This is a genomic window from Halomonas sp. NO4, assembly GCF_010994375.1.
Taxonomy (GTDB): Bacteria; Pseudomonadota; Gammaproteobacteria; order Pseudomonadales; family Halomonadaceae; genus Halomonas.
In genome coordinates, this window is sequence record NZ_WHMA01000047.1 from 1 (window position 1) to 18,991 (window position 18,991).

Sequence of the window (18,991 nt, forward strand, 5' to 3'; positions counted from 1 at the left end):
ATGCTTTTCAGCGTGCCGACCACCTGACGGTGGACGCGGGCCTTGATCGGCCCGAGCTTGTGCACCTTGATCCAGTCCTCGCCGACCTTGACGCCGACGCAGTGATAGCTGGATTGCTTGCCCCGTTTGCGCTTGAAGCGCGGATAGCGCGCCTTGAGCTGGGGATTGAAGAAGTTTTGGAAAGCACGATCCAAGTTCAGGCACGCCTGCTGCAACGCCATCGAATTAGCCTCACGCAGCCATCCGTACTGGCGCGACTTCTTGGCCACCGGCAACAGTTTCTTGATGTCGTGCTTAGCACTCAACGCCTGACCATGGACGCGATACCGATGGGAGAGGATGCGAAGGCCCATGTTGTAGACGAAGCGCACCGACCCAAACTGGCGGTGAAGAAATGCCGCTTGCGCCGGTGTGGGATAGATGCGAACTTTCGTGGCTTTCAGCATGGTCATTCATCGGTACTTGGACATATATACAGCCTATGTCGATTTGCCTCACCGGGCAAACCCAGCAGTGCTATCACACTGCCCGCTTTCCTCCCCGCCCGAGTGGGCGAGGGTTCTCGCGGATTTTTGCTGAGGGCGCCGATTCTCCCTTCCCCCGACGACGCACGCTCAATCGTGCACCGATAACGACAAGACGACATCGGGTGCATCGCAAAGCACCCGACAGGTTCGAATCGCTTGCGCCGCCGCTCGACGGACTGCCGGTAGGGCGCAGGTCTGGCAAGGAGAAGAGACGGATGAATTCGACGAGTGGCGCCATTCTGTTGGCAGTCGCAGCGGTCAGCTTGGCGCTGACCGCCTTGGCGATCTTCCTCTACCTGCGCCGTGCCCAGCCGGCTGACGAGCCGATTGCGGGCTCGGAAACAGAGCCCCCGCCGGCGCCGGCTGCCAGCGAGCCGGATCCGACAGTGTCGCCTAGCGAGCCGGCCAGCGCCGAGGCTACCTCGGTCTCCCACCGTTTTCAGGTCGTTCAGGGGGATGGCGTCCAGCAGTGCCTGTTCGTGGTGTTCGACTGGCCGGCGCTGGACACCAATCGCCGGCTCAACAAGCTCCTCGAGACCGAAGGTGCCGTCTACGATACCCGGCAGGGGGTGTACAGCCTACGCGATACCCGGGCCGGCTATCGACTGACGGTGGCCGATAGTACGCCTCCGGGACGCTTGCCGCCGCTGCACGAGCCGGGTCAGCACCCCATCGTGGGAGGTGTCTCCATTCTGGTTCACTTCCGCAACAAGAAACGCGTCGCCCAGAGCCCCGAGACACTGATCCGCTTGACCCAGTCGGTGGCGGCCATCGGCGGCCGGATTCTCGATGCCGATCGGCAGGCGGTCAGCGACGAGGATTTCGCACGGCTGCGCCAGGCGCCTCGCTGAGGGTCAGCGCCGCAGGATCCAGTAGCGTCGTCCCATCGCCCCCGGCCGCTCGTGGAGCATCGGCTCGCCCGTGGAGAACAGGGGCTCGATCGATGGTTCCTGGTGGCGCGATGGGGCCAGCGCCATGAGCCGCTGGACGCGCTCCTGGGTTGGCGGGTGGGTACGCAGCCAGTCGATCCACGCCGGCGGCTGGCGGCCGAACAGTGTCGCCAGCCACTGGCCCTGGTGATGCTCCAGCACCTGCAGCGCCGAGGCCAGGCCGTGTGCATCACCGGTGATGGCAATGGCCTCCAGGTCGGCGGTGTACTCGCGGTTGCGCGACAAGGCCAACTGCAGCAGCGTGCTCAGGGTCGGCGCCATGGCCACCAGCAGCAGCGCCAGCCAGGGGAAGGCCAGCTGGCCACTGAGGATCATGGGCAGCATCAGCAGGATGCTGACCTGCACTACCGTAGTGACCCAGACGGTGAGCCGGGTCATGGCGGCGGCGATCGACATCACCCGGGTGTCGCCATGGCGCAGGTGGCTCACCTCATGGGCGAGCACGCCGGCCAGCTCGCGCAGCGAGAGCGTGCGCAGCAGGCCGTCGGTGACGGCGATGCCGCCATCACGACGGTCGCCCACGGCAAAGGCGTTCAGTTCTGGCGAGGGGGCGTAATAGAGCAGCGGGGTGGTCTCCAGCCCAGCCCGCCGGTAGAGGGCATCGAGCAGCCGGTAGAGCGCCGGTGCCTGGTGGCGGCGCAGCAGGCCGGCGCCGCTGTTGGCCAGCACCCAGCGTGCCGGCATCCAACTGCTCAGGTAGACGGCGCACAGGACCATGGCCAGGCACAGCAGCACCCCGAAGGGGCCAGCCAGCAGGTAGCCGGGGATCGACAGCACCAGCGCCAGGCTGGCCATGATCAGCAGGGTCTGCAGCGCGTTCTTGAAGCGGCTGCGCCAGAGCCGTTGCGGAGGGTGGGCCATGTACGGCTCCTTGGCTGTCGTCCATGCTTCTTCGATCATCGCGGTTCGACGGGGCCGATACAACCGCGCGATGGGCGGCACCCGTCTGTTCGGCGGGGGCGTCGTCGTGACGCGTGACGGGCTCTTCCGGCGCTGGTAGACGGTGGTATGGTGGCGGAAGACGAGGCGGCGGAGAGAGGCCATGGATCAACGCGAGCGACGTGCGCTGGAAGCCGAGCACCGCCCGGAGGCGATCCGGCGTCGCCTCAGCGCACCCCAGCGGGCCGAGACGGTGCCCGATGCCATCCTGGGCGGCATCGACGGCTGCGTGACCACCTTCGCCGTGGTGTCGGGGGCCTTCGGGGCCGGTTTCTCGGCCACCGTGGCGCTGGTGCTGGGTTTCGCCAACCTGCTGGCCGACGGCTTCAGCATGGCGGTGAGCAACTACGAGTCGATCCAGGCCCAGCGTGAGCACATCCAGGGAGTCCGCGAGCGCGAGAACCACCATATCGACGCAGTGCCGGAGGGAGAGCGCGAGGAGATCCGCGAGATCTTTCGCCGCAAGGGGCTGGCGGGCGAGACCCTGGAGCAGGTGGTGGCGGCGATCACCGAGGATCGCGAGGTGTGGATCGAGACCATGCTCACCGAGGAGCACGGCCTGCAGCGCATGGGGCTGAGCCCGCTGCGCTCCGCGCTGACCACCTTCCTGGCCTTTCTCGTCGTCGGTGCCATGCCGCTTCTGCCCTACACGCTGGCGACCCTCAGCCTCACCCAGCAGTTCCTGGCGAGCCTTGCCATGGCCGGCGTGATGTTCCTGGGCATCGGCATGCTCAAGAGCCTGGTCTACGGCCAGCCGGTGGTGAAGTCGGGCCTGCGCACCCTGCTGATGGGTGGCGCCGCGGCGGGGCTGGCGTTCCTCACCGGGCATCTGGCCCAGACGCTGTTCGGCGTGGCGGCATGACCTTCGCCCGGTCCTGCCGGCTCCGACGAACCACCATTCACACGTAACGGGATCACACGGAACGGGAGACAGTGCGATGGATCCACACCTGAAGGCGGCCCTTGACGAAGCGCGCGGGGGCCTGGCGGAGGGCGGCATACCCATCGGCTCGGTGCTGGTGCATCGCGGCGAGATTCTCGGTCGTGGCCACAACCGTCGCGTGCAGTCGGACAGCGCGGTGCTGCACGGCGAGATGGATGCCCTGGAGAACGCCGGTCGCCAGCCGGCCGCCGTCTATCGCGAGAGCGTGCTCTACACCACGCTCTCGCCTTGCGCCATGTGCAGCGGTGCGATCCTGCTCTACGGCATTCCGCGCGTGGTGGTCGGCGAGAACCGCACCTTCCTGGGCGAGGAGGCGCTGTTGCGCGAGCGCGGCGTCGAGGTGACCGTGCTGCAGGATGCCGACTGCATCGCCCTGATGGAGCGCTTCATCGCCGCCTCGCCGGCGCTCTGGCACGAGGACATCGGCGAATAGCGAAAGCTCGCGAGGAGGGCGCATGAATGAACCGGCAAGCGTGACCCTGTGGCTCACCGGTGACGTCATGACCGGACGCGGCATCGACCAGGTGCTGCCAGATTCGGTCGACCCGCGCCTCTTCGAGCCCTTCGTGAGCTCGGCCCTCGACTACGTGACGATCGCCGAGCAGGCCAACGGTGCTATTCCCGCGCCGGTGGGCTACGACTACGTCTGGGGCGATGCCCTGGCGGCGCTCGAGCGGGCCGCCCCGGCGCTGCGGCTGATCAATCTGGAGACGGCGGTCACCACCAGCGACGAGGCCGAGCCCAAGGGGATCAACTACCGCATGCATCCGGCCAATCTCCCGGTGCTGACGGCACTGGGGGTGCACGGCTGCACGCTGGCCAACAACCACGTGCGGGACTGGGGCGAGTCGGGGCTTCGCGAGACCCTGGACGTGCTCGCTGGCGCGGGATTGACCTGTGCCGGGGCCGGGCGCAATGCCACCGAGGCCGCGGCCGCCCCCGACTTTGCCGTGCCCGGCGGCCGGGTGCGCCTGCACGCCCTGGGTGCGGCGAACAGCGGCATCCCCGACGAGTGGGCCGCCGGCGAGGACAGCCCAGGCGTGCACTTCCTCCCCGAGATGACCGGGGCGGCCGGCGAGGCGGCCATCGCCGAGGTGACATGGCAGCGCCGCCCTGGCGAGCTGACCCTGGTCTCGCTGCACTGGGGCGGCAACTGGGGCTATGCCATCCCCGAGGCCCACCGCGCCTTCGCCCACCGCCTCATCGACGAGGCGGGCGCTGACCTGGTGTGGGGCCACTCCTCGCACCATCCGCTGGGCATCGAGGTGTACCGCGGCAAGCTGATCCTCTACGGTTGCGGGGACTTCCTCAACGACTACGAGGGTATCTCCGGTCACGAGGCCTACCGCCCCGACCTGGTGCTTGGCTATCTGCCGCGAGTGCGCCTGGCGGATGGGGCTCTGGCCGGGCTGACGCTGCTGCCGTTCCGGCTGTGCCGTTTTCGCCTCGAGCGGGCGTCCCCGGCGGAGGCGAAGTGGCTGGCCGAGCGGCTGAGCCGCGAGGGCGAGCCCCTCGGCACGCGGTTGCACTGCGACGACGAGGCACGGCTGGTACTGGCGTGGGGCTGAGCCGGTCTCCCGCCGGCCGGCATGCCGCCGCGAGTGTTCCCCGTGCCCCACTGAACCTACCTACCGACATGACCGAAGGAGACGTTCATGAGCTTTCCTGGAGAGCAGCACCCCGGCGTGGAGACGCCGACCCGACATACCGAGGGCTTTCGCCTCAACCACACCATGCTGCGGGTGAAGGACCCGGAGAGGGCCTTGGCCTTCTACACCCGGGTGTTCGGCATGCGGGTGCTGCGTCGACTGGACTTCGCGGAGATGCAGTTCTCGCTCTACTTCCTGGCCCGCCCGGAGGTCGGGGAAACGGTGCCCGAGGAGGCTGGCGAGCGCACCGTCTGGACCTTCAGCCAGCGCGGGGTGCTGGAGCTGACCCACAACTGGGGCACGGAAGCGCAGGAGGACTTCGCCTACCACGACGGCAATGCCGAGCCTCAGGGCTTCGGTCACATCTGCTTTTCGGTGCCCGATCTGGCGGCCGCCGAGGCCTGGTTTGACGCCAACGACGTCACCTTCGTCAAGCGCTCGGATCAAGGCAAGATGCAGGGTGTGGTGTTCGTCAAGGACGTCGACGGCTACTGGATCGAAGTGGTCCAGGCGGACCGGCTCGCCGCCCTGGGCGACTGACGTCGAGCGCCCGGTTCAGCCGCCGTCGAGGCAGTCAGGCAGGCTGTCGCGCAGGGCGTGGGGCAGGATGTCGAGGGTGGCGAAGCCCGCCATGTCAGGGTTGGCGACGTTGTCGCGTGCCATGAGGATCACCTGGTCGCGGGTGAGGGGCGGCTCGGGAAGCACCCCCGCCAGCAGCGCTAGCCCGTGCCACACGGCGAAGGGCACCGGCACCAGCGGTCGCTCCCGCTCCAGATGAGCGAGCACCTGGTCGAGCACATCGCGGTAGCGCAGCACCTCGGGGCCGCCCAGCTCGAAGAGGCGCGGGGCGGGCGGATGGCTGCCCAGCAGCCGGTCCACGGCACGCGCCACGTCGATCACGTGCACGGGCTGCAGGCGCGTGGTGCCGCGGCCGAACAGCGGAATCGCCGGCAGCAGGGTGAGGCGGGCCAGGGTGGCGAGAAAGGCGTCGTGGGGGCCAAACAGGACGCTGGGTCGCAGGATCATGGCCCGCGGGAAGGCGTCGAGCACCGCGGCTTCGCCTTCTGCTCGGGCGCGCACGTAGGCGGAGGGCGAGCGGGTGTCGGCGCCGATGCCCGATATGTACACCAGCCGCTCGATGCCGGCGTTGCGGGTCAGCCGTGCCAGCTGGGCGGCGGCCGCGACATGGATGTCGGCGAAGCGCAGGTCACGGCGCTCCACGTAGAGACTGACGGCATTGACCACGCCCTCGGCCCCGCGGATGGCGGTTGCGACGCTGGCGCTGTCACGGATGTCGGCGGCGAGACAGGTCACCGGATCGCTGGCTTCCGCCCAATCGGGCATGGTGGCGTGGCGCGCGGCAATGCGTACGCCGTGACCGGCATCCACCAGTTCGCGCGCGATGGCACTGCCTAGAAAGCCGGTGCCGCCGAAAACCGTGATCGTTGCCATGGTCAGGGCTGCCAGGAAGGGCGGGGACAGCAATCACCCCGCGCCCAGGCGGCGCGGGGTGAGGGTCGGGCGAGGCGAGTGGCTCAGGCGTAGGCGTTGATCAGCGTGCCCAGATGCCCCTCGTCAGCCAGGTCCGGCTCGGCGCCGGCCGATTCCATCAGGGCGCTGACCTGATCCTTCTGGCTCTCGAGCGCTTCCTTGAACACCTGCATCTGTGCCTGCTGGGCACTTTGTGCCTGCTCGAGCATCAGCGAGGAACCGACCACGCTGTTGACGGCGGAATCCATGACACGCCTCCTTGATTTAGCGAATGCCTCTTCAAGCTACCAGCCCCGGGGGAGGGATGCAAAGCGACGGGGTCGCAGCACCTGTCGGTACCCTGAAGACGGCTCCCGCGCTGACGGCCAGATGGCTGCACCGCGCCAGGCCAGAGCCCGGTCATATCCGGGAAGTGAGGCCGCGGCGATGTGATAGTTACCTTAAATGAGAACGATTGTAAATTTCATTCGAAAAGCGACGAACGTGCCGCGAAACGGCGCCTTTACGGCGGGAAACGGCAGCGGGGGTTCACATCCCATCTATAGGGGACTAAAATGGTCCCCAATGCAGCGCGGGGTCCGTTCGGGGCGCCGGCGCAGCCTGGAGGAGTCACCATGCTCAAGCTTTCACGGCTGACCGACTACGCGGCGGTGGTGATGGCGCAGATCGCCCGCCACCCCGAGCAGCCGCACGCCGCGGCGGAGCTTGCCGAAGCCGTGCAGTTGCCGCACCCCACCGTCAGCAAGACACTGAAGATGCTGGTGCGTGCCGGCCTGCTCGAGTCGCGGCGTGGGGCCCAGGGCGGCTACTCCCTGGCGCGGCCGGCTTCACGCATCACCGCACGCGACATCATCACCGCCATCGAGGGGCCGGTGGCCATGACCGAGTGCAGCCAGGCGGACGGCGACTGTGACCTGGTGTCGGTCTGCGGTGTCGCCGACAACTGGCAGCGCGTCTCGCTGGCCGTTCGCACCCTGCTGGACAGCGTGACCCTGGCCCACCTGGCCGACACCACGCCAATCAAGCTGCCGATACAGTTGCCCATACAGACCGTGAGCGTGGCCGCGGACACGGCCTGAGCCGACAGCCGTTCGCCGCGCAGCGAATCATCATGACCCCGGCGAGTCGCGCTCGCCGTCCCAACCGCCCGGGAGGGGGAAGCACCATGGCAAGTCAGGAAATGGAACAGCTCGTTCGTCGCGAATACAAAGAAGGGTTCGTGACCGACATCGAGAGCGACACGGTACCGCCCGGTCTCGACGAGAACACCATCGCCTTCATCTCCAAGAAGAAGGGCGAGCCGGAGTGGATGCTCGAGTGGCGCCTCAAGGCCTACCGCCAGTGGCTGAAGATGACGTCGCCGTCCTGGGCGCACCTCGATTATCCACCCATCGACTACCAGGCGATCTCCTACTACAGCGCCCCCAAGCGGGATGAGGATCGCCCGCAGAGCCTCGACGAGGTGGACCCCAAGCTGCTCGAGACCTACGAGAAGCTGGGCATTCCGCTGCACGAGCGCGCGGCGCTCGCTGGTGTGGCGGTGGACGCGGTCTTCGACTCCGTCTCGGTGACCACCACCTTCAAGGAAAAGCTCCACGAAGCCGGAGTGATCTTCTGCTCCATGTCCGAGGCGATCCGCGACTATCCGGAGCTGGTCAAGCAGTACCTGGGCAGCGTGGTGCCCCAGGGCGACAACTACTTCGCCGCGCTCAACTCGGCGGTGTTCACCGACGGCTCCTTCGTCTTCGTGCCGGAAGGGGTGACTTGCCCCATGGAGCTCTCCACCTACTTCCGCATCAACGAGCGCAACACCGGGCAGTTCGAGCGCACCCTGATCATCTGCGAGAGCCGTGCCCAGGTCTCCTACCTGGAAGGCTGCACTGCGCCGCAGCGCGACGAGAACCAGCTGCACGCCGCGGTGGTCGAGCTGGTGGCACTGGAAGACGCCTACATCAAGTACTCCACGGTGCAGAACTGGTACCCCGGCGACGAGGATGGCAAGGGCGGCATCTATAACTTCGTCACCAAGCGCGGCGACTGCCGCGGCGACCGCTCGCGCATCAGCTGGACACAGGTCGAGACCGGTTCCGCCATCACCTGGAAGTATCCCTCCTGTGTGCTGCGCGGACGCGACAGCATCGGCGAGTTCTACTCCGTGGCGGTGACCAACGGCCGCCAGCAGGCCGACACCGGCACCAAGATGATCCATATCGGCGAGAACACCCGCTCCACCATCGTCTCCAAGGGGATCTCCGCCGGGCGCGCCAACCAGTCCTACCGCGGCCTGGTGAAGGTCGGCCCGCGGGCCAAGAACGCGCGCAACTTCACCCAGTGCGACTCGCTGCTGATCGGCGACCAGTGCGGTGCCCACACCTTCCCCTATCAGGAGATCGGCAACAGCACCGCCACCGTGGAGCACGAGGCGACCACCTCCAAGATCGGCGAGGACCAGCTCTTCTATTGCCAGAGCCGCGGCATCTCCGAGGAGGATGCGGTGAGCATGATCGTCAACGGCTTCTGCAAGGATGTCTTTCAGGAGCTGCCGATGGAGTTCGCCGTGGAAGCCGAGGCGCTGCTCAATGTGACATTGGAAGGTGCCGTTGGCTAAAGCCGACCGTCGAATCAACGCCATTTCCGACGCCGCTGGGCGGCGCGAACGAATCAAAAGGTAGTCATGATGCTCGAAGTCAAGGATCTGCACGTCACGGTCGAGGGCCAGAAAATCCTCAAGGGTCTCAGCCTCACCGTCAACGCCGGCGAGGTACACGCCATCATGGGGCCCAACGGGGCCGGCAAGTCGACCCTCTCGGCGGTGATCGCCGGCAAGGAGGGCTACGAGGTCACCCAAGGCTCCATCACCTTCAAGGGCCAGGACGTGCTGGAGATGGAGGTCGAGGAGCGCGCCCAGGCCGGCCTGCTGCTGGGCTTCCAGTACCCGGTGGAGATCCCCGGGGTGAAGAACATTTACCTGCTCAAGGCGGCGCTAAACGCCCAGCGCGCGGCGCGCGGCGAGGGCGAGATCCCGGCGCCGGAGTTCATGAAGCTGGTCAAGGAGAAGATCGCCTTCATGAAGATGGATTCGAGCTTCCTGCAGCGTGCCGTCAACGAGGGCTTCTCCGGCGGTGAGAAGAAGCGCAACGAGATCCTGCAGATGCTGGTGCTGCAGCCCAAGCTGGCGATGCTCGACGAGATCGACTCTGGCCTCGACATCGACGCCATGCGCGTGGTGGCCGAGGGCATCAACTCCCTGCGCAGCGCTGATCGCGGCATTCTGCTGGTGACCCACTACCAGCGCCTGCTCGACTTCGTGGTGCCCGATCGGGTGCACGTGCTGGTCGATGGCCGCATTGCCAAGAGCGGTGATGCCGAACTCGCCAAGGAACTTGAAGCGCGCGGCTACGACTGGGTGGTGGAGGAGTCTGCGGCATGAGCGATGTGCAAGCCCCCAACGCCGACGTTCAGCGCTTCCTCGAGCGACTTTCCGAGCGCAATGCCAGTCGCGCGGAATCCCAAGGGCCCGAGCCGACCTGGATCGCCGCACGGCGCCAGGCAGGTGCCGCCCGCTTCGAGGCAATGGGCTTTCCCCACCGCCGCGTCGAGGCGTGGAAGTACACCGATGTGCGCGCCATCGCCCGCGGCGACTTCGCCCTGACTGACGATGCCAGCTTCTCGCCGGCCACGGCGGCGGCGCTGACGCTGCCCCTCGAGGCGCACCGCCTGACCTTCGTCGACGGCGTCTTCTCCGCGGCCCTTTCTCAGCTCGACGAGCTGCCCAAGGGCGTGGCGCTGCTGCCCCTCTCCCAGGCGCTGGCGGAGAACCACGAGGCGGTGGGCGGCCCGCTGGGGCGGCTTACCGGGGTGGAGTTCTCCCCCTTCTCGGCGCTCAACACCGCCTTCATGGAGGAGGGCGCCGTGTTGCGCCTGGCGCCGGGCACGGTGGTCGACAAGCCGATCGTGGTGCAGTTTCTCTCGCGGGCCAATGAGGCGCCGGTGATGAGCCACCCGCGCATTCTGGTGGAGGCCGGCGCGCGCAGCGAGGCCACGGTGATCGAGCATCACGTGGGCGAGCAGCAGGCCGCCAACTTCACCAACCTGGTGGAAGAGATTCTCCTCGAGCGCGGCGCCATCCTCACCCATTACAAGCTGCAGGAAGCCGCGCTCTCCGACCTCCACGTGGCGAGCATCCACGTGGAGCAGGGGCGCGACAGCCGTTTCACCTCCTTCAATCTGAACCTGGGCGGTGGCCTGGTGCGCAATGACCTGATCACCGAGCTCAACGGCCAGGGCGCCGAGGCGGTATTCAACGGCCTCTTCTACGGTCAGGGGCGCCAGCACGTGGACAACCACACTCTGGCCAACCACAACGCGCCCCACACCACCTCCAACGAGAACTACAAGGGCATCCTCGACGACCGTGCCCATGGCGTGTTCAACGGCAAGGTGGTGGTCAAGCGCGACAGCCAGAAGATCGAGGGCTACCAGAGCAACGCCAACCTGCTGCTTTCCGACCGCGCCGAGATCGACGCCAAGCCGGAACTCGAGATCTACGCCGATGACGTCAAGTGCTCCCACGGCACCACCACCGGGCAGCTCGACGCGGAGGCGGTCTACGCCCTGCGCACCCGCGGCATCGACGAGCAGACCGCCCGCGGCCTGCTGACCCTGGCCTTTGCCGGCGAGGTGCTCGAGCAGGTGGGGCTGGATGCCATCGCCGAGCGCGTCGAGCGCGCCGTGGCCGGCAAGCTGCCCGAGCGCTTCAACCTGGCCGGGCTCGTGGAGACGGCCGCGGCCCTTGATGACACCGCCGGCGAGTGACAGGAGAAGAGAGATGACCGACCTGGCAACCAGAGATACCCTCGCGGTTCCGACCCTGGACGTGGCGGCCGTGCGAGCGGACTTTCCGATCCTGGCGCGCCAGGTCCATGGCCGGCCGCTGGTCTATCTCGACAACGCGGCCACCAGCCAGACCCCGCGGCCGGTGATCGAGGTGTTCGACGACTACTATGGTCGCTACAACGCCAACATCCACCGTGGGCTGCACACTCTGGCCGACGAGGCCACGGCCGCCTTTGAAGGCACTCGCGAGACGGTGCGCGCCTTCCTGAACGCCGCCGAGCCACGCGAGATCGTCTTTACCCGCGGCACCACCGAGGCGATCAACCTGGTGGCCAATGCCTGGGGGCGAGCCAACCTCAAGGCCGGCGACGAGGTGCTGATCTCGCGCCTCGAGCATCACTCCAATATCGTGCCCTGGCAGCTGCTGGCTCGCGAGCTCGGTTTCACCATCAAGGTAATCCCGGTGGACGAGCGCGGCGTGCTGGATCTCGACGCCTATGCCCGGCTGTTCACCGAGCGCACCCGGCTGGTGGCGGTCAACCATGTCTCCAACGCCTTCGGCACGGTGAATCCGGTGCGCGAGCTGGCGCGCATTGCCCACGATCGCGGTGCACTGATCCTCGTCGACGGCGCCCAGGCTGCGCCCCACCAGGCGGTGGACGTGCGTGACATCGATGCCGACTTCTATGCCTTCTCCGGGCACAAGGTCTACGGGCCGACCGGAGCGGGGGTGCTCTACGGCAAGGCCGAGCTGCTCGAGGCGATGCCGCCCTGGCAAGGCGGCGGGGAGATGATCGCCACCGTCTCCTTCGAGCGCGAGACCACCTTTGCCGCCATTCCCCATAAGTTCGAGGCAGGCACCCCGGCCATCGCCGAAGTGATCGCCCTGGGCGCGGCGCTCGATTGGGTGAGTCGGGTCGGTATCGCGGCCATCGCAGACTGGGAAGCACGCCTGCTGGCGCATGCCACCGAGCGGGTGTCGCGAATCGATGGCCTGCGCATACTCGGCACTGCGCCGGACAAGGCTGGGGTGCTCTCCTTCGTGGTCGATGGGGCCCACTCCCAGGATATCGGGCTGCTCATCGACCAACTGGGCGTGGCGATTCGCACCGGTCACCACTGTGCCCAGCCGCTGCTGCACCACTTCGGTGTCGACGCGACCTGCCGGGCCTCCTTTGCCGCCTACAACACCCTGGAAGAGGTCGACGTCTTCGGCGAGGCGCTGGAGCGCGTCATCGGTATGGTCAGATAAGGAACCCCATGAGCGATATCGAGCAGATAGCCACCCTCGAGAAGGGCCAGACGCTGCCCCTGCAGCGCGACGTGGCGGCGATCTCCATCCCCTTCGGCAAGACGGTCACTCTCGCCGAGGACAGCATCGTCAGCGTGATGCAGGCCAAGGGCAGTTCGGTGAGCGTCGGCCACGAGGGACGGCTCTACCTCATTGAGGGCAGCAATCTCGATGCGCTGGGGCTCGAGCCGCTGCCCCGGCCGACCCTGCCCGAAGACGCCTCGGACGAGGCGATCGAGCAGTTCGTGTGGGAGCAGCTGCGCACCTGCTTCGACCCCGAGATCCCGGTCAATATCGTCGACCTGGGGCTGGTCTATGGCTGTCGCATTGAGCGGCTGATCAGCGGCGAGCGCATCGTGACCATCCGCATGACCCTGACCGCGCCGGGCTGCGGCATGGGCGACGTCATCGCCGCCGATGCTCGCAACAAGATCCTGGGCGCCCCGCAGATCAGCAAGGTGCACACCGAGATCGTCTTCGACCCGCCCTGGAGCCGGGAGATGATGAGCGACGAGGCCAAGCTGGAACTCGGCATGTTCTGAACCCGGGGCGGGAAGGGTCATGAAAGTGGCGGCGGGGAAGGCCTTCAGAGTCGTATTGATGTCGTCGGGAGCGCTGGCGCTCCTGGCCGTCGTGCTGTTCGTGGCGAGCAACACCTGGATCCTGGCCAAGACCCAGGGACGCATCGAGGACGAGCTGCCGCTGTGCGGGCCCGAGCGGGTGGGGATCGTCTTCGGCACCTCTCACTGGACGCGCAGCGGGGTGCGCAACCCCCATTTCGATGCGCGCATGAGCGCCGCCTCGCGCCTGATGCGCCTGGGGCGGGTGCAGCATCTGCTGCTCTCCGGCGACAATCGTACGCGCTTCTACAACGAGCCCGTCACCATGTGGCGCGATCTGCGTGCTCGCTTCGTGCGTGACGCCGATATGACCCTGGATTACGCCGGCTTCAGCACCTTCGATACCCTGGTTCGGGCGCGCGACGTCTTCGGCGTGGATCGCGCGGTGCTCGTCACCCAGGCCTGGCACCTGCCGCGGGCGCTGTTCATTGCCGATGCCCTGGGGCTGGAGGTGATCGGCTGTGCCGCCCCGACCCAGCCGACGGAGGGCCGGTGGCGCCTGCAGGCACGTGAGTGGGTCGCTCGGGCGGCGACGCTGGGGGATCTCTACCTCTGGGGGCGCGAGCCCTATTTCCTCGGGCCGTTCGAGCCACTGGAGATCGCGCCGCGCCTCGGCGAGACCAACGACGATGGAACGGCGAACGAGTAAAGCGAATGCCGGCTAGCTAGCGGCGCTGCTTCTGGAGCTGGTATAGCTCGCGAATCAGCGCTCGGCAGCCTTTCCAGCAGCGCTCCACGCTGGCTTCCACGGGGTCGGGCAGGGGGTGGGTGAAGAGGGTGGCGAGCGCCTGCATCAGGACGCGTTCCTGCTCGAGCAGCTCGCCTATCACCACCTGGCTCTCGTTGCCGACAAAGCTCTTCAGCCGACTCCACAGCCACAGATAGTCGTCGCGTTCCACGTCGGCGTCACGGGGCAACAGGTTGAGGTGACGCCTGGCCAGTTCCCGCAGTTCCCGCATCGCCTTGCTGCGCGCTTCGTAGTGCGGCTTGAGCGCCTCGCGCAGCGACGGGCGCAGGCGCTCCAGGTTGTCCTGAAAATAATCGATGCTGTCAGCCAGCGCTTCCAGCACGCTGTCCATCGCCACCTGGCGATTGTCGAGAAACATGGGCGGTCACCTCCTCCGGTGACGCCGATTGTGGGGGTGTCTTAGCACTTTTGCCACCCCCGGCGGCGAGAAAATCGTGCCCTCGAAGCTCATCCTTTCGGCTTGGGTGGCGCCTTGCGCGGCGCGATGGCGTGCTTCTCCAGATGCTCGATGATCAGGCCGGCGATGTCCTTGCCGGTCGCGGTTTCGATGCCGCGCAGCCCCGGTGAGGAGTTGACCTCCATGATCACCGGGCCGTGGTTGGAGCGCAGCAGGTCCACACCGGCGACGCGCAGGCCCATGGCCTTGGCCGCGCGGATCGCCGTGGAGCGCTCTTCCGGAGTGATGCGAATCACGCTGGCGCTGCCGCCGCGGTGCAGGTTGGAACGGAACTCGCCTTCCGGCGCCTGGCGCTTCATCGAGGCGACTACTTTGTCGCCGATCACCAGGCAGCGGATATCGGCGCCGCGCGCCTCCTTGATGTACTCCTGCACCATGATGTTGGCCTTTAGGCCCATGAAGGCTTGGATCACGCTCTCCGCCGCCTGGTTGGTCTCGGCCAGCACCACGCCGATGCCCTGGGTGCCCTCCAGCAGCTTGATGACCAGGGGGGCGCCACGGACCATGGTGATGAGGTCGGGGATGTCGTCCGGCGAATGGGCGAAGCCGGTGATCGGCAGGCCCAGGCCCTTGCGCGACAGCAGCTGCAGGGAGCGCAGCTTGTCGCGCGAGCGGGTGATCGCCACCGAGTCGTTGAGCACGTAGGTGCCCATCATCTCGAACTGACGCAGCACGGCGCAGCCATAGAAGGTGATCGAGGCGCCGATGCGCGGGATCACGGCGTCGAAGGGCTCCAGGTTCTCGCCCTTGTAGTGGATCGAAGGGTGATGGGCAGCGATGCTCATGTAGCAGCGCAGGGTGTCCACCACCCGGATGCGGTGGCCGCGCGACTCGGCCGCCTCCACCAGGCGACGGGTAGAGTAGAGGTTGCGGTTGCGGGACAGCAGCGCGATATGCATCGAGAGCTCCGGGGCGAAGGGCCGAGGGCGTGTTCGGGGCGATTCAGGGCTCGCCGTGCAGGAAGGCGGCACCCGGGGCCACCAGCAGGCGACGCAGGGCGCGGCGGCCGAGCAGCATGGGGTGGCGCATGTTGCGGCGGTCGGCGAGCGTCAGCTCCACCATCATCTCCATCTGCCCGAGCTGCATGGGCGTGCGAATCACGTAGCGCCACTCCCTCTGGCCGTTGGAGCTGGTGACCCGCCGACGGTCGTGCAAGTGAAGCCGGAAGACATGGGGTGGCGTATTCGGCCCGCCGCTGCGGGTGGTGAAGCTGACCCACAGATGGCCCTCTTCCTCGAAGGCCTCGATATCCTCGGCGTGCAGCGCCGAGGTGCGCGCCCCGGTATCGGCCTTGGCGCACAGCGTCAGCCCCAGCTCGGGCAGCGTCACCATCTCGCGGCGGCCGATCACGGCCTTGGCGGTATAGGGCAGTTCCTTCATGACATGCGTCCCCTGTTTCATCCTTGGCGCGGTGTCGTGAACTCGGCGAGTCGGCGGCCGATGGCGGAGGTCGGCTCGGCCTCGCGCAGCGTCATCAGCACCGGCAGCCGCAGGCGCGGAATCAGGGCCAGGTCCCGGACCACGGCGGCGAAATCGACCTGGGGCGTCTCCGCCAGCCGGGCCAGAAAGCGCGGCAGGCGTGCGGCGTCCTCCAGGTGGTCCCAGCCGCGGCCGGCGATGGCAGCCAGCAGGTCGGGGCCGCAGGCATCGGCGTCGGCCAGCAAGGCATCGTACCAATCGCCGGCCAGGCGGCTATCCGCCCCGCTCGCGGCACGCACGCAGGCACAGAAGGCCTCGATATCGCCCCGGGCGGCCTCGCTTTCGCCTCGCTGGCGCAGGGCCTTGGCCAGTTCATCGGGAATCGCGACGTGCTCCAGACAGTAGCACAGCGAGGTGAGGACCTCGCCAGGCAGAGCGGGCAGGCGCTCGGCCAGTATCTGGGCCGTCTTCTCGACTTCCAGGCGCACGGCGTAGTCGGCCATGCCCTGCAGGCCGAGGAACTGCCAGTCCAGCGCCTGCTGGCCGCTCAGATAGGCCTCGACCGGCGCCAGGTGCTGGCTGGCCGAGGCTCCCCGGTCCCGGGTGGCCCGCGCATGCAGCATGGCCTGGAAGGGCAGCGAGGGGGTGAAGGCCAGCGGATTGTCCTGCATCAGGTTCTCGGCCTTGTCGGGCGAGGCGACATCCAGGCGCTGGACGTTGCGACCCAGGGTCTCGATCAGCCGCTGCAGGAAGGCATCGCGCGGGGCCGGGTCCAGCTGGCCCTGTTCATCGAGCGGCAGGGCGAGAAACCAGATCACCGGTTCCGGCATGTCGCCGAGGCGAAACACCAGCCCCAGGCGCGCCTCGCCCTGCCAGGGCGCGGGCCAGGCCTGCTCGCCGCGCTCGAAGGCAGCCAGTGTCTCGAGCGAGCAGGGTTCGACCCGTCGTCCCAGGTGGTAAGCGCGCACCTCGGCACCGGTGCGCTGGAAGAAATCGTGAAGGCTATGAATCGGCTGCATGGCGACTCCCGAACTGGAGCGTGCACTCTACCGTGCTGTGGCCGGCCTTGTCAGCCACTCACCCGCGGTGCGCGGGCTCGAGTGGCCAAATAGTAACCAGGAGGGCGAAAGGGCCGTCATCCCTGGGCAGGGGCCGGCTTTCCAGAGCTTATCCACAGCCTCTTTCAGCGAAGCTGTGAATTGCGCTGTGCATGCCATCCTCGGCCGCGGGGTGGTCAAGCCGGAGGCCGGCCCGGATAATGGGGCCCAAAGCACGTGAGGTAAACGAGATGACGGTTCACGACGAACTCGATGTGGCGCTGCGCCGGCTGGAAGCGACCATGAAGGCCACCAACCTGTGGCGCATGGAGTCTCCTGCCCCCGAGGCCTTCGAAAGCCGCCAACCCTTCTGCATCGATACCATGGCGCTGCCACAGTGGTTGCGCTTCGTGTTCATCGCGCGGCTGGATGCCTTGGTGGAGGCCCGCGGTCCGATGCCCGAGACCTGCGATGTGGCCCCGGCGGTGGACGCCTACCTGGCCCAGGAAGGAGCGCGCGCCAACGACCGGCTGCTGGTGTGCAAGGCGGTGGAGGAGATCGACCGCCTGGTGACGAACAACTGATCGGCAAGGAGCGACATGCCCTGGTATTTCGCCTACGGCAGCAACATGAACCCGGCGCGGGTGGCGGCCCGCATCGGGGCGACCCGGCGGGTCCTGTCCGGCGTGCTGCACGACCATGCGCTGCGCTTCGACAAGGCGTCGAAGGTGGCCGGCATCGCCCATGCCAACGTGGTGCGACAGCGGGGTGAGCGCGTCGAGGGAGCGCTGTTCGAGCTCGCCCACCCCGAGCAGATTCGCGACATGGACCCCTTCGAGGGCTATCCCCACGAGTACAACCGCCACCGCTTGCCGGTGGTGGCCGAGAAGGGCACCTTCGAGGCTTGGGTCTATATCGCCGCGCCGGGCATGACTGCCCCGTCGCTCAGGCCCGCGCGGGAATATCTGGCGCACCTGCTGGCCGGCGAGGCCTTTCTGAGTCGCGACTATCACGCCTGGCTGGAGGGTGTGGAAGCCGTCGCTGGGCTGGATGACGCCACTCTCGCCCAGCTGGGCCTGTCCCGCGACTCCCCCCGCTAGATCATTGCCCCTCTAATGCAGACGCAGCGAGGCCCGCCAGGGGCGGGCCTCGCTGCGTGCGGTCGGGCGAGCCAGCACTTAGAAGCGGTAGCTGGCGCCTACCATAAAGACCCAGGGGTCGATGTTCACCGTGCCGACCTCTGTGCCATTCACACTGGCATCGGTGTCGATATCCACGTACCAGGCGGCGGCGTTGACGGCCCAGTTGTCGTTGAGCAGCACGTCCAGGCCCAGCTGACCGGCGACGCCCCAGGAGTCGTCGAGGTCCAGGTCGACGTCACCGATGTTATTGAGATGCACGGTTGCCTTTTCATCAAAGAAACGTGTGTAGTTGAGGCCGATGCCGGCGTAGGGCTGCACCTGGCTCTCGGTGCCGCCCAACGGGTAGTACTGCAGGGTCACCGTCGGTGGCAGATGCTTGGTGGAGCCAGTCACCGCTCCATCTGCAATGTTGATGTCGTGCTTGAAGGGCAGGGCGGCCAGCAGTTCGACGCCCAGCTTGTCGTGGAAGCGATAGCCCAGGGTAAAGCCCAGGTTGGTATCGCTATCGACATCGACTTCTAGGTCTGTCAGCCCCAGGGCATCGATGCTCCCATTGTCGCTCTCGGGACTGACATGGGTCGCGCCAACGCGGGTGAAGAAATCCCCTTGGCCGTAGGCCAGGACCTGGGTGCTGGTGGTAACGGCGGCAGCGGCCAGGCCGGCGGCGAGCAGGGTGGGCAGGGCGGACTTGCGCATGGGTCGACTCCTTGTCGGTACGCGTTTCAGTAAGGGCGGCCTCGGCCGCTGCAGTGCAATAGCGGCAGTCTAATAATCCCGTGAAACGCTTTTCTTGATCCAGCGCAATAGTTTCTTTCGGCAACTAAAGAGGCATTTCAAATATTGGTTATGCTGTTTGCCCATAAAAACGCCGGGCAAGTGCCCTAATGCCAGTCAGTTAACGCTGACTGGCATTTCTCTTGGCAGGGTACTTCTGTGGTCGGC

At 66.9% G+C, this 18,991-nt stretch carries 23 protein-coding genes; 14 read left to right on the forward strand and 9 right to left on the reverse strand.

Annotated elements, in window-relative coordinates; translation table 11 throughout:
• The coding region (locus FEF15_RS17710) for a helix-turn-helix domain-containing protein (RefSeq protein WP_163560581.1) at positions 1–446 on the reverse strand (446 nt) is incomplete at its 3' end.
• Positions 447–742: 296 nt separating this feature from the next.
• On the opposite strand from FEF15_RS17710, the gene FEF15_RS17715 reads away from it, so the two are divergent.
• Positions 743–1,378 (forward strand): hypothetical protein, encoded by a 636-nt coding sequence (locus tag FEF15_RS17715; protein ID WP_163560539.1) that lies wholly within the window; start codon positions 743–745, stop codon positions 1,376–1,378.
• A gap of 3 nt (positions 1,379–1,381) precedes the next feature.
• Here FEF15_RS17715 and FEF15_RS17720 read toward each other — a convergent pair whose 3' ends face one another.
• Positions 1,382–2,338 (reverse strand): zinc metalloprotease HtpX, encoded by a 957-nt coding sequence (locus FEF15_RS17720; RefSeq protein WP_163560541.1) that lies wholly within the window; start codon positions 2,336–2,338, stop codon positions 1,382–1,384.
• Between the two features lie 181 nt (positions 2,339–2,519).
• On the opposite strand from FEF15_RS17720, the gene FEF15_RS17725 reads away from it, so the two are divergent.
• From FEF15_RS17725 to gloA, 4 genes are all read left to right on the forward strand, one after another.
• Positions 2,520–3,278: a VIT1/CCC1 transporter family protein gene (locus tag FEF15_RS17725; RefSeq protein ID WP_163560543.1), complete on the forward strand. Its 759-nt coding sequence runs from the start codon at positions 2,520–2,522 to the stop codon at positions 3,276–3,278.
• A gap of 76 nt (positions 3,279–3,354) precedes the next feature.
• The gene (locus FEF15_RS17730; RefSeq protein ID WP_163560545.1) at positions 3,355–3,792 is read left to right on the forward strand and encodes a nucleoside deaminase; all 438 of its coding nucleotides are present in this window, start codon (positions 3,355–3,357) and stop codon (positions 3,790–3,792) included.
• Positions 3,793–3,814: 22 nt separating this feature from the next.
• Positions 3,815–4,927 (forward strand): CapA family protein, encoded by a 1,113-nt coding sequence (locus tag FEF15_RS17735; RefSeq protein WP_163560547.1) that lies wholly within the window; start codon positions 3,815–3,817, stop codon positions 4,925–4,927.
• 87 nt (positions 4,928–5,014) lie between these two features.
• On the forward strand, positions 5,015–5,548 hold the full coding sequence (gene gloA / locus FEF15_RS17740) for a lactoylglutathione lyase (RefSeq protein ID WP_163560549.1): 534 nt from the start codon (positions 5,015–5,017) through the stop codon (positions 5,546–5,548).
• Positions 5,549–5,563: 15 nt separating this feature from the next.
• On the opposite strand, the gene FEF15_RS17745 is transcribed toward gloA, so the two are convergent.
• A complete protein-coding gene (locus FEF15_RS17745; protein WP_163560551.1) occupies positions 5,564–6,460 on the reverse strand; it encodes a complex I NDUFA9 subunit family protein in 897 nt (298 codons plus the stop codon).
• A gap of 83 nt (positions 6,461–6,543) precedes the next feature.
• Positions 6,544–6,747 (reverse strand): putative motility protein, encoded by a 204-nt coding sequence (locus FEF15_RS17750; protein WP_163560553.1) that lies wholly within the window; start codon positions 6,745–6,747, stop codon positions 6,544–6,546.
• 366 nt (positions 6,748–7,113) lie between these two features.
• On the opposite strand from FEF15_RS17750, the gene FEF15_RS17755 reads away from it, so the two are divergent.
• From FEF15_RS17755 to FEF15_RS17785, 7 genes are all read left to right on the forward strand, one after another.
• Positions 7,114–7,578, forward strand: a complete 465-nt coding sequence (locus FEF15_RS17755) for an SUF system Fe-S cluster assembly regulator (protein ID WP_163560555.1) — start codon at positions 7,114–7,116, stop codon at positions 7,576–7,578.
• Between the two features lie 86 nt (positions 7,579–7,664).
• Positions 7,665–9,107 (forward strand): Fe-S cluster assembly protein SufB, encoded by a 1,443-nt coding sequence (gene sufB, locus FEF15_RS17760; RefSeq protein ID WP_163560557.1) that lies wholly within the window; start codon positions 7,665–7,667, stop codon positions 9,105–9,107.
• Positions 9,108–9,176: 69 nt separating this feature from the next.
• Positions 9,177–9,929 carry a Fe-S cluster assembly ATPase SufC gene (gene sufC, locus FEF15_RS17765; RefSeq protein ID WP_163560559.1) on the forward strand — a complete coding sequence of 251 codons (753 nt, stop codon included), beginning with the start codon at positions 9,177–9,179 and terminating at the stop codon, positions 9,927–9,929.
• A complete protein-coding gene (sufD, locus tag FEF15_RS17770; protein ID WP_163560561.1) occupies positions 9,926–11,314 on the forward strand; it encodes a Fe-S cluster assembly protein SufD in 1,389 nt (462 codons plus the stop codon). Before sufC ends, sufD begins: the two co-directional genes overlap by 4 nt.
• 13 nt (positions 11,315–11,327) lie before the next feature.
• Positions 11,328–12,587 carry a cysteine desulfurase gene (locus FEF15_RS17775; protein ID WP_276208222.1) on the forward strand — a complete coding sequence of 420 codons (1,260 nt, stop codon included), beginning with the start codon at positions 11,328–11,330 and terminating at the stop codon, positions 12,585–12,587.
• An 8-nt stretch (positions 12,588–12,595) separates the two neighbouring features.
• Entirely contained in the window at positions 12,596–13,168 is a 573-nt protein-coding gene (gene sufT / locus FEF15_RS17780; RefSeq protein WP_163560563.1) for a putative Fe-S cluster assembly protein SufT, read from the forward strand.
• Positions 13,169–13,187: 19 nt separating this feature from the next.
• Positions 13,188–13,895 (forward strand): ElyC/SanA/YdcF family protein, encoded by a 708-nt coding sequence (locus FEF15_RS17785; protein WP_240454234.1) that lies wholly within the window; start codon positions 13,188–13,190, stop codon positions 13,893–13,895.
• A 16-nt stretch (positions 13,896–13,911) separates the two neighbouring features.
• Here the strand turns inward: FEF15_RS17785 and FEF15_RS17790 are convergent, their stop codons facing one another.
• From FEF15_RS17790 to FEF15_RS17805, 4 genes are all read right to left on the reverse strand, one after another.
• Entirely contained in the window at positions 13,912–14,352 is a 441-nt protein-coding gene (locus tag FEF15_RS17790) for a hypothetical protein (protein WP_163560567.1), read from the reverse strand.
• 89 nt (positions 14,353–14,441) lie between these two features.
• Complete coding sequence (rimK, locus tag FEF15_RS17795; RefSeq protein WP_163560569.1) at positions 14,442–15,350, reverse strand: 30S ribosomal protein S6--L-glutamate ligase; 909 nt, start codon at positions 15,348–15,350, stop codon at positions 14,442–14,444.
• A gap of 43 nt (positions 15,351–15,393) precedes the next feature.
• Positions 15,394–15,831: a RimK/LysX family protein gene (locus tag FEF15_RS17800; RefSeq protein ID WP_163560571.1), complete on the reverse strand. Its 438-nt coding sequence runs from the start codon at positions 15,829–15,831 to the stop codon at positions 15,394–15,396.
• Between the two features lie 17 nt (positions 15,832–15,848).
• Positions 15,849–16,889 (reverse strand): DUF3549 family protein, encoded by a 1,041-nt coding sequence (locus FEF15_RS17805; RefSeq protein ID WP_163560573.1) that lies wholly within the window; start codon positions 16,887–16,889, stop codon positions 15,849–15,851.
• Between the two features lie 269 nt (positions 16,890–17,158).
• On the opposite strand from FEF15_RS17805, the gene FEF15_RS17810 reads away from it, so the two are divergent.
• Positions 17,159–17,491: a YqcC family protein gene (locus tag FEF15_RS17810; protein ID WP_163560575.1), complete on the forward strand. Its 333-nt coding sequence runs from the start codon at positions 17,159–17,161 to the stop codon at positions 17,489–17,491.
• Positions 17,492–17,506: 15 nt separating this feature from the next.
• Complete coding sequence (locus FEF15_RS17815) at positions 17,507–18,007, forward strand: gamma-glutamylcyclotransferase family protein (RefSeq protein ID WP_163560577.1); 501 nt, start codon at positions 17,507–17,509, stop codon at positions 18,005–18,007.
• A 78-nt stretch (positions 18,008–18,085) separates the two neighbouring features.
• Here FEF15_RS17815 and FEF15_RS17820 read toward each other — a convergent pair whose 3' ends face one another.
• Positions 18,086–18,745, reverse strand: a complete 660-nt coding sequence (locus tag FEF15_RS17820) for an OmpW family outer membrane protein (RefSeq protein ID WP_163560579.1) — start codon at positions 18,743–18,745, stop codon at positions 18,086–18,088.
• Positions 18,746–18,991: the final 246 nt, after the last annotated feature.

What these genes read in the sequence shown, in the direction of transcription:
- FEF15_RS17745 (WP_163560551.1), bottom strand. Translation starts at nt 6,460, where the DNA reads ATGGCAACGATCACGGTTTTCGGCGGCACCGGCTTTCTAGGCAGTGCC.
- FEF15_RS17750 (WP_163560553.1), bottom strand. Translation starts at nt 6,747, where the DNA reads ATGGATTCCGCCGTCAACAGCGTGGTCGGTTCCTCGCTGATGCTCGAG.
- rimK (WP_163560569.1), bottom strand. Translation starts at nt 15,350, where the DNA reads ATGCATATCGCGCTGCTGTCCCGCAACCGCAACCTCTACTCTACCCGT.
- FEF15_RS17800 (WP_163560571.1), bottom strand. Translation starts at nt 15,831, where the DNA reads ATGAAGGAACTGCCCTATACCGCCAAGGCCGTGATCGGCCGCCGCGAG.
- FEF15_RS17755 (WP_163560555.1), top strand. Translation starts at nt 7,114, where the DNA reads ATGCTCAAGCTTTCACGGCTGACCGACTACGCGGCGGTGGTGATGGCG.
- sufB (WP_163560557.1), top strand. Translation starts at nt 7,665, where the DNA reads ATGGCAAGTCAGGAAATGGAACAGCTCGTTCGTCGCGAATACAAAGAA.
- FEF15_RS17715 (WP_163560539.1), top strand. Translation starts at nt 743, where the DNA reads ATGAATTCGACGAGTGGCGCCATTCTGTTGGCAGTCGCAGCGGTCAGC.
- FEF15_RS17720 (WP_163560541.1), bottom strand. Translation starts at nt 2,338, where the DNA reads ATGGCCCACCCTCCGCAACGGCTCTGGCGCAGCCGCTTCAAGAACGCG.
- FEF15_RS17790 (WP_163560567.1), bottom strand. Translation starts at nt 14,352, where the DNA reads ATGTTTCTCGACAATCGCCAGGTGGCGATGGACAGCGTGCTGGAAGCG.
- FEF15_RS17810 (WP_163560575.1), top strand. Translation starts at nt 17,159, where the DNA reads ATGACGGTTCACGACGAACTCGATGTGGCGCTGCGCCGGCTGGAAGCG.
- FEF15_RS17735 (WP_163560547.1), top strand. Translation starts at nt 3,815, where the DNA reads ATGAATGAACCGGCAAGCGTGACCCTGTGGCTCACCGGTGACGTCATG.
- FEF15_RS17775 (WP_276208222.1), top strand. Translation starts at nt 11,328, where the DNA reads ATGACCGACCTGGCAACCAGAGATACCCTCGCGGTTCCGACCCTGGAC.
- FEF15_RS17805 (WP_163560573.1), bottom strand. Translation starts at nt 16,889, where the DNA reads ATGCAGCCGATTCATAGCCTTCACGATTTCTTCCAGCGCACCGGTGCC.
- sufD (WP_163560561.1), top strand. Translation starts at nt 9,926, where the DNA reads ATGAGCGATGTGCAAGCCCCCAACGCCGACGTTCAGCGCTTCCTCGAG.
- sufT (WP_163560563.1), top strand. Translation starts at nt 12,596, where the DNA reads ATGAGCGATATCGAGCAGATAGCCACCCTCGAGAAGGGCCAGACGCTG.
- gloA (WP_163560549.1), top strand. Translation starts at nt 5,015, where the DNA reads ATGAGCTTTCCTGGAGAGCAGCACCCCGGCGTGGAGACGCCGACCCGA.
- FEF15_RS17725 (WP_163560543.1), top strand. Translation starts at nt 2,520, where the DNA reads ATGGATCAACGCGAGCGACGTGCGCTGGAAGCCGAGCACCGCCCGGAG.
- sufC (WP_163560559.1), top strand. Translation starts at nt 9,177, where the DNA reads ATGCTCGAAGTCAAGGATCTGCACGTCACGGTCGAGGGCCAGAAAATC.
- FEF15_RS17815 (WP_163560577.1), top strand. Translation starts at nt 17,507, where the DNA reads ATGCCCTGGTATTTCGCCTACGGCAGCAACATGAACCCGGCGCGGGTG.
- FEF15_RS17820 (WP_163560579.1), bottom strand. Translation starts at nt 18,745, where the DNA reads ATGCGCAAGTCCGCCCTGCCCACCCTGCTCGCCGCCGGCCTGGCCGCT.
- FEF15_RS17730 (WP_163560545.1), top strand. Translation starts at nt 3,355, where the DNA reads ATGGATCCACACCTGAAGGCGGCCCTTGACGAAGCGCGCGGGGGCCTG.
- FEF15_RS17785 (WP_240454234.1), top strand. Translation starts at nt 13,188, where the DNA reads ATGAAAGTGGCGGCGGGGAAGGCCTTCAGAGTCGTATTGATGTCGTCG.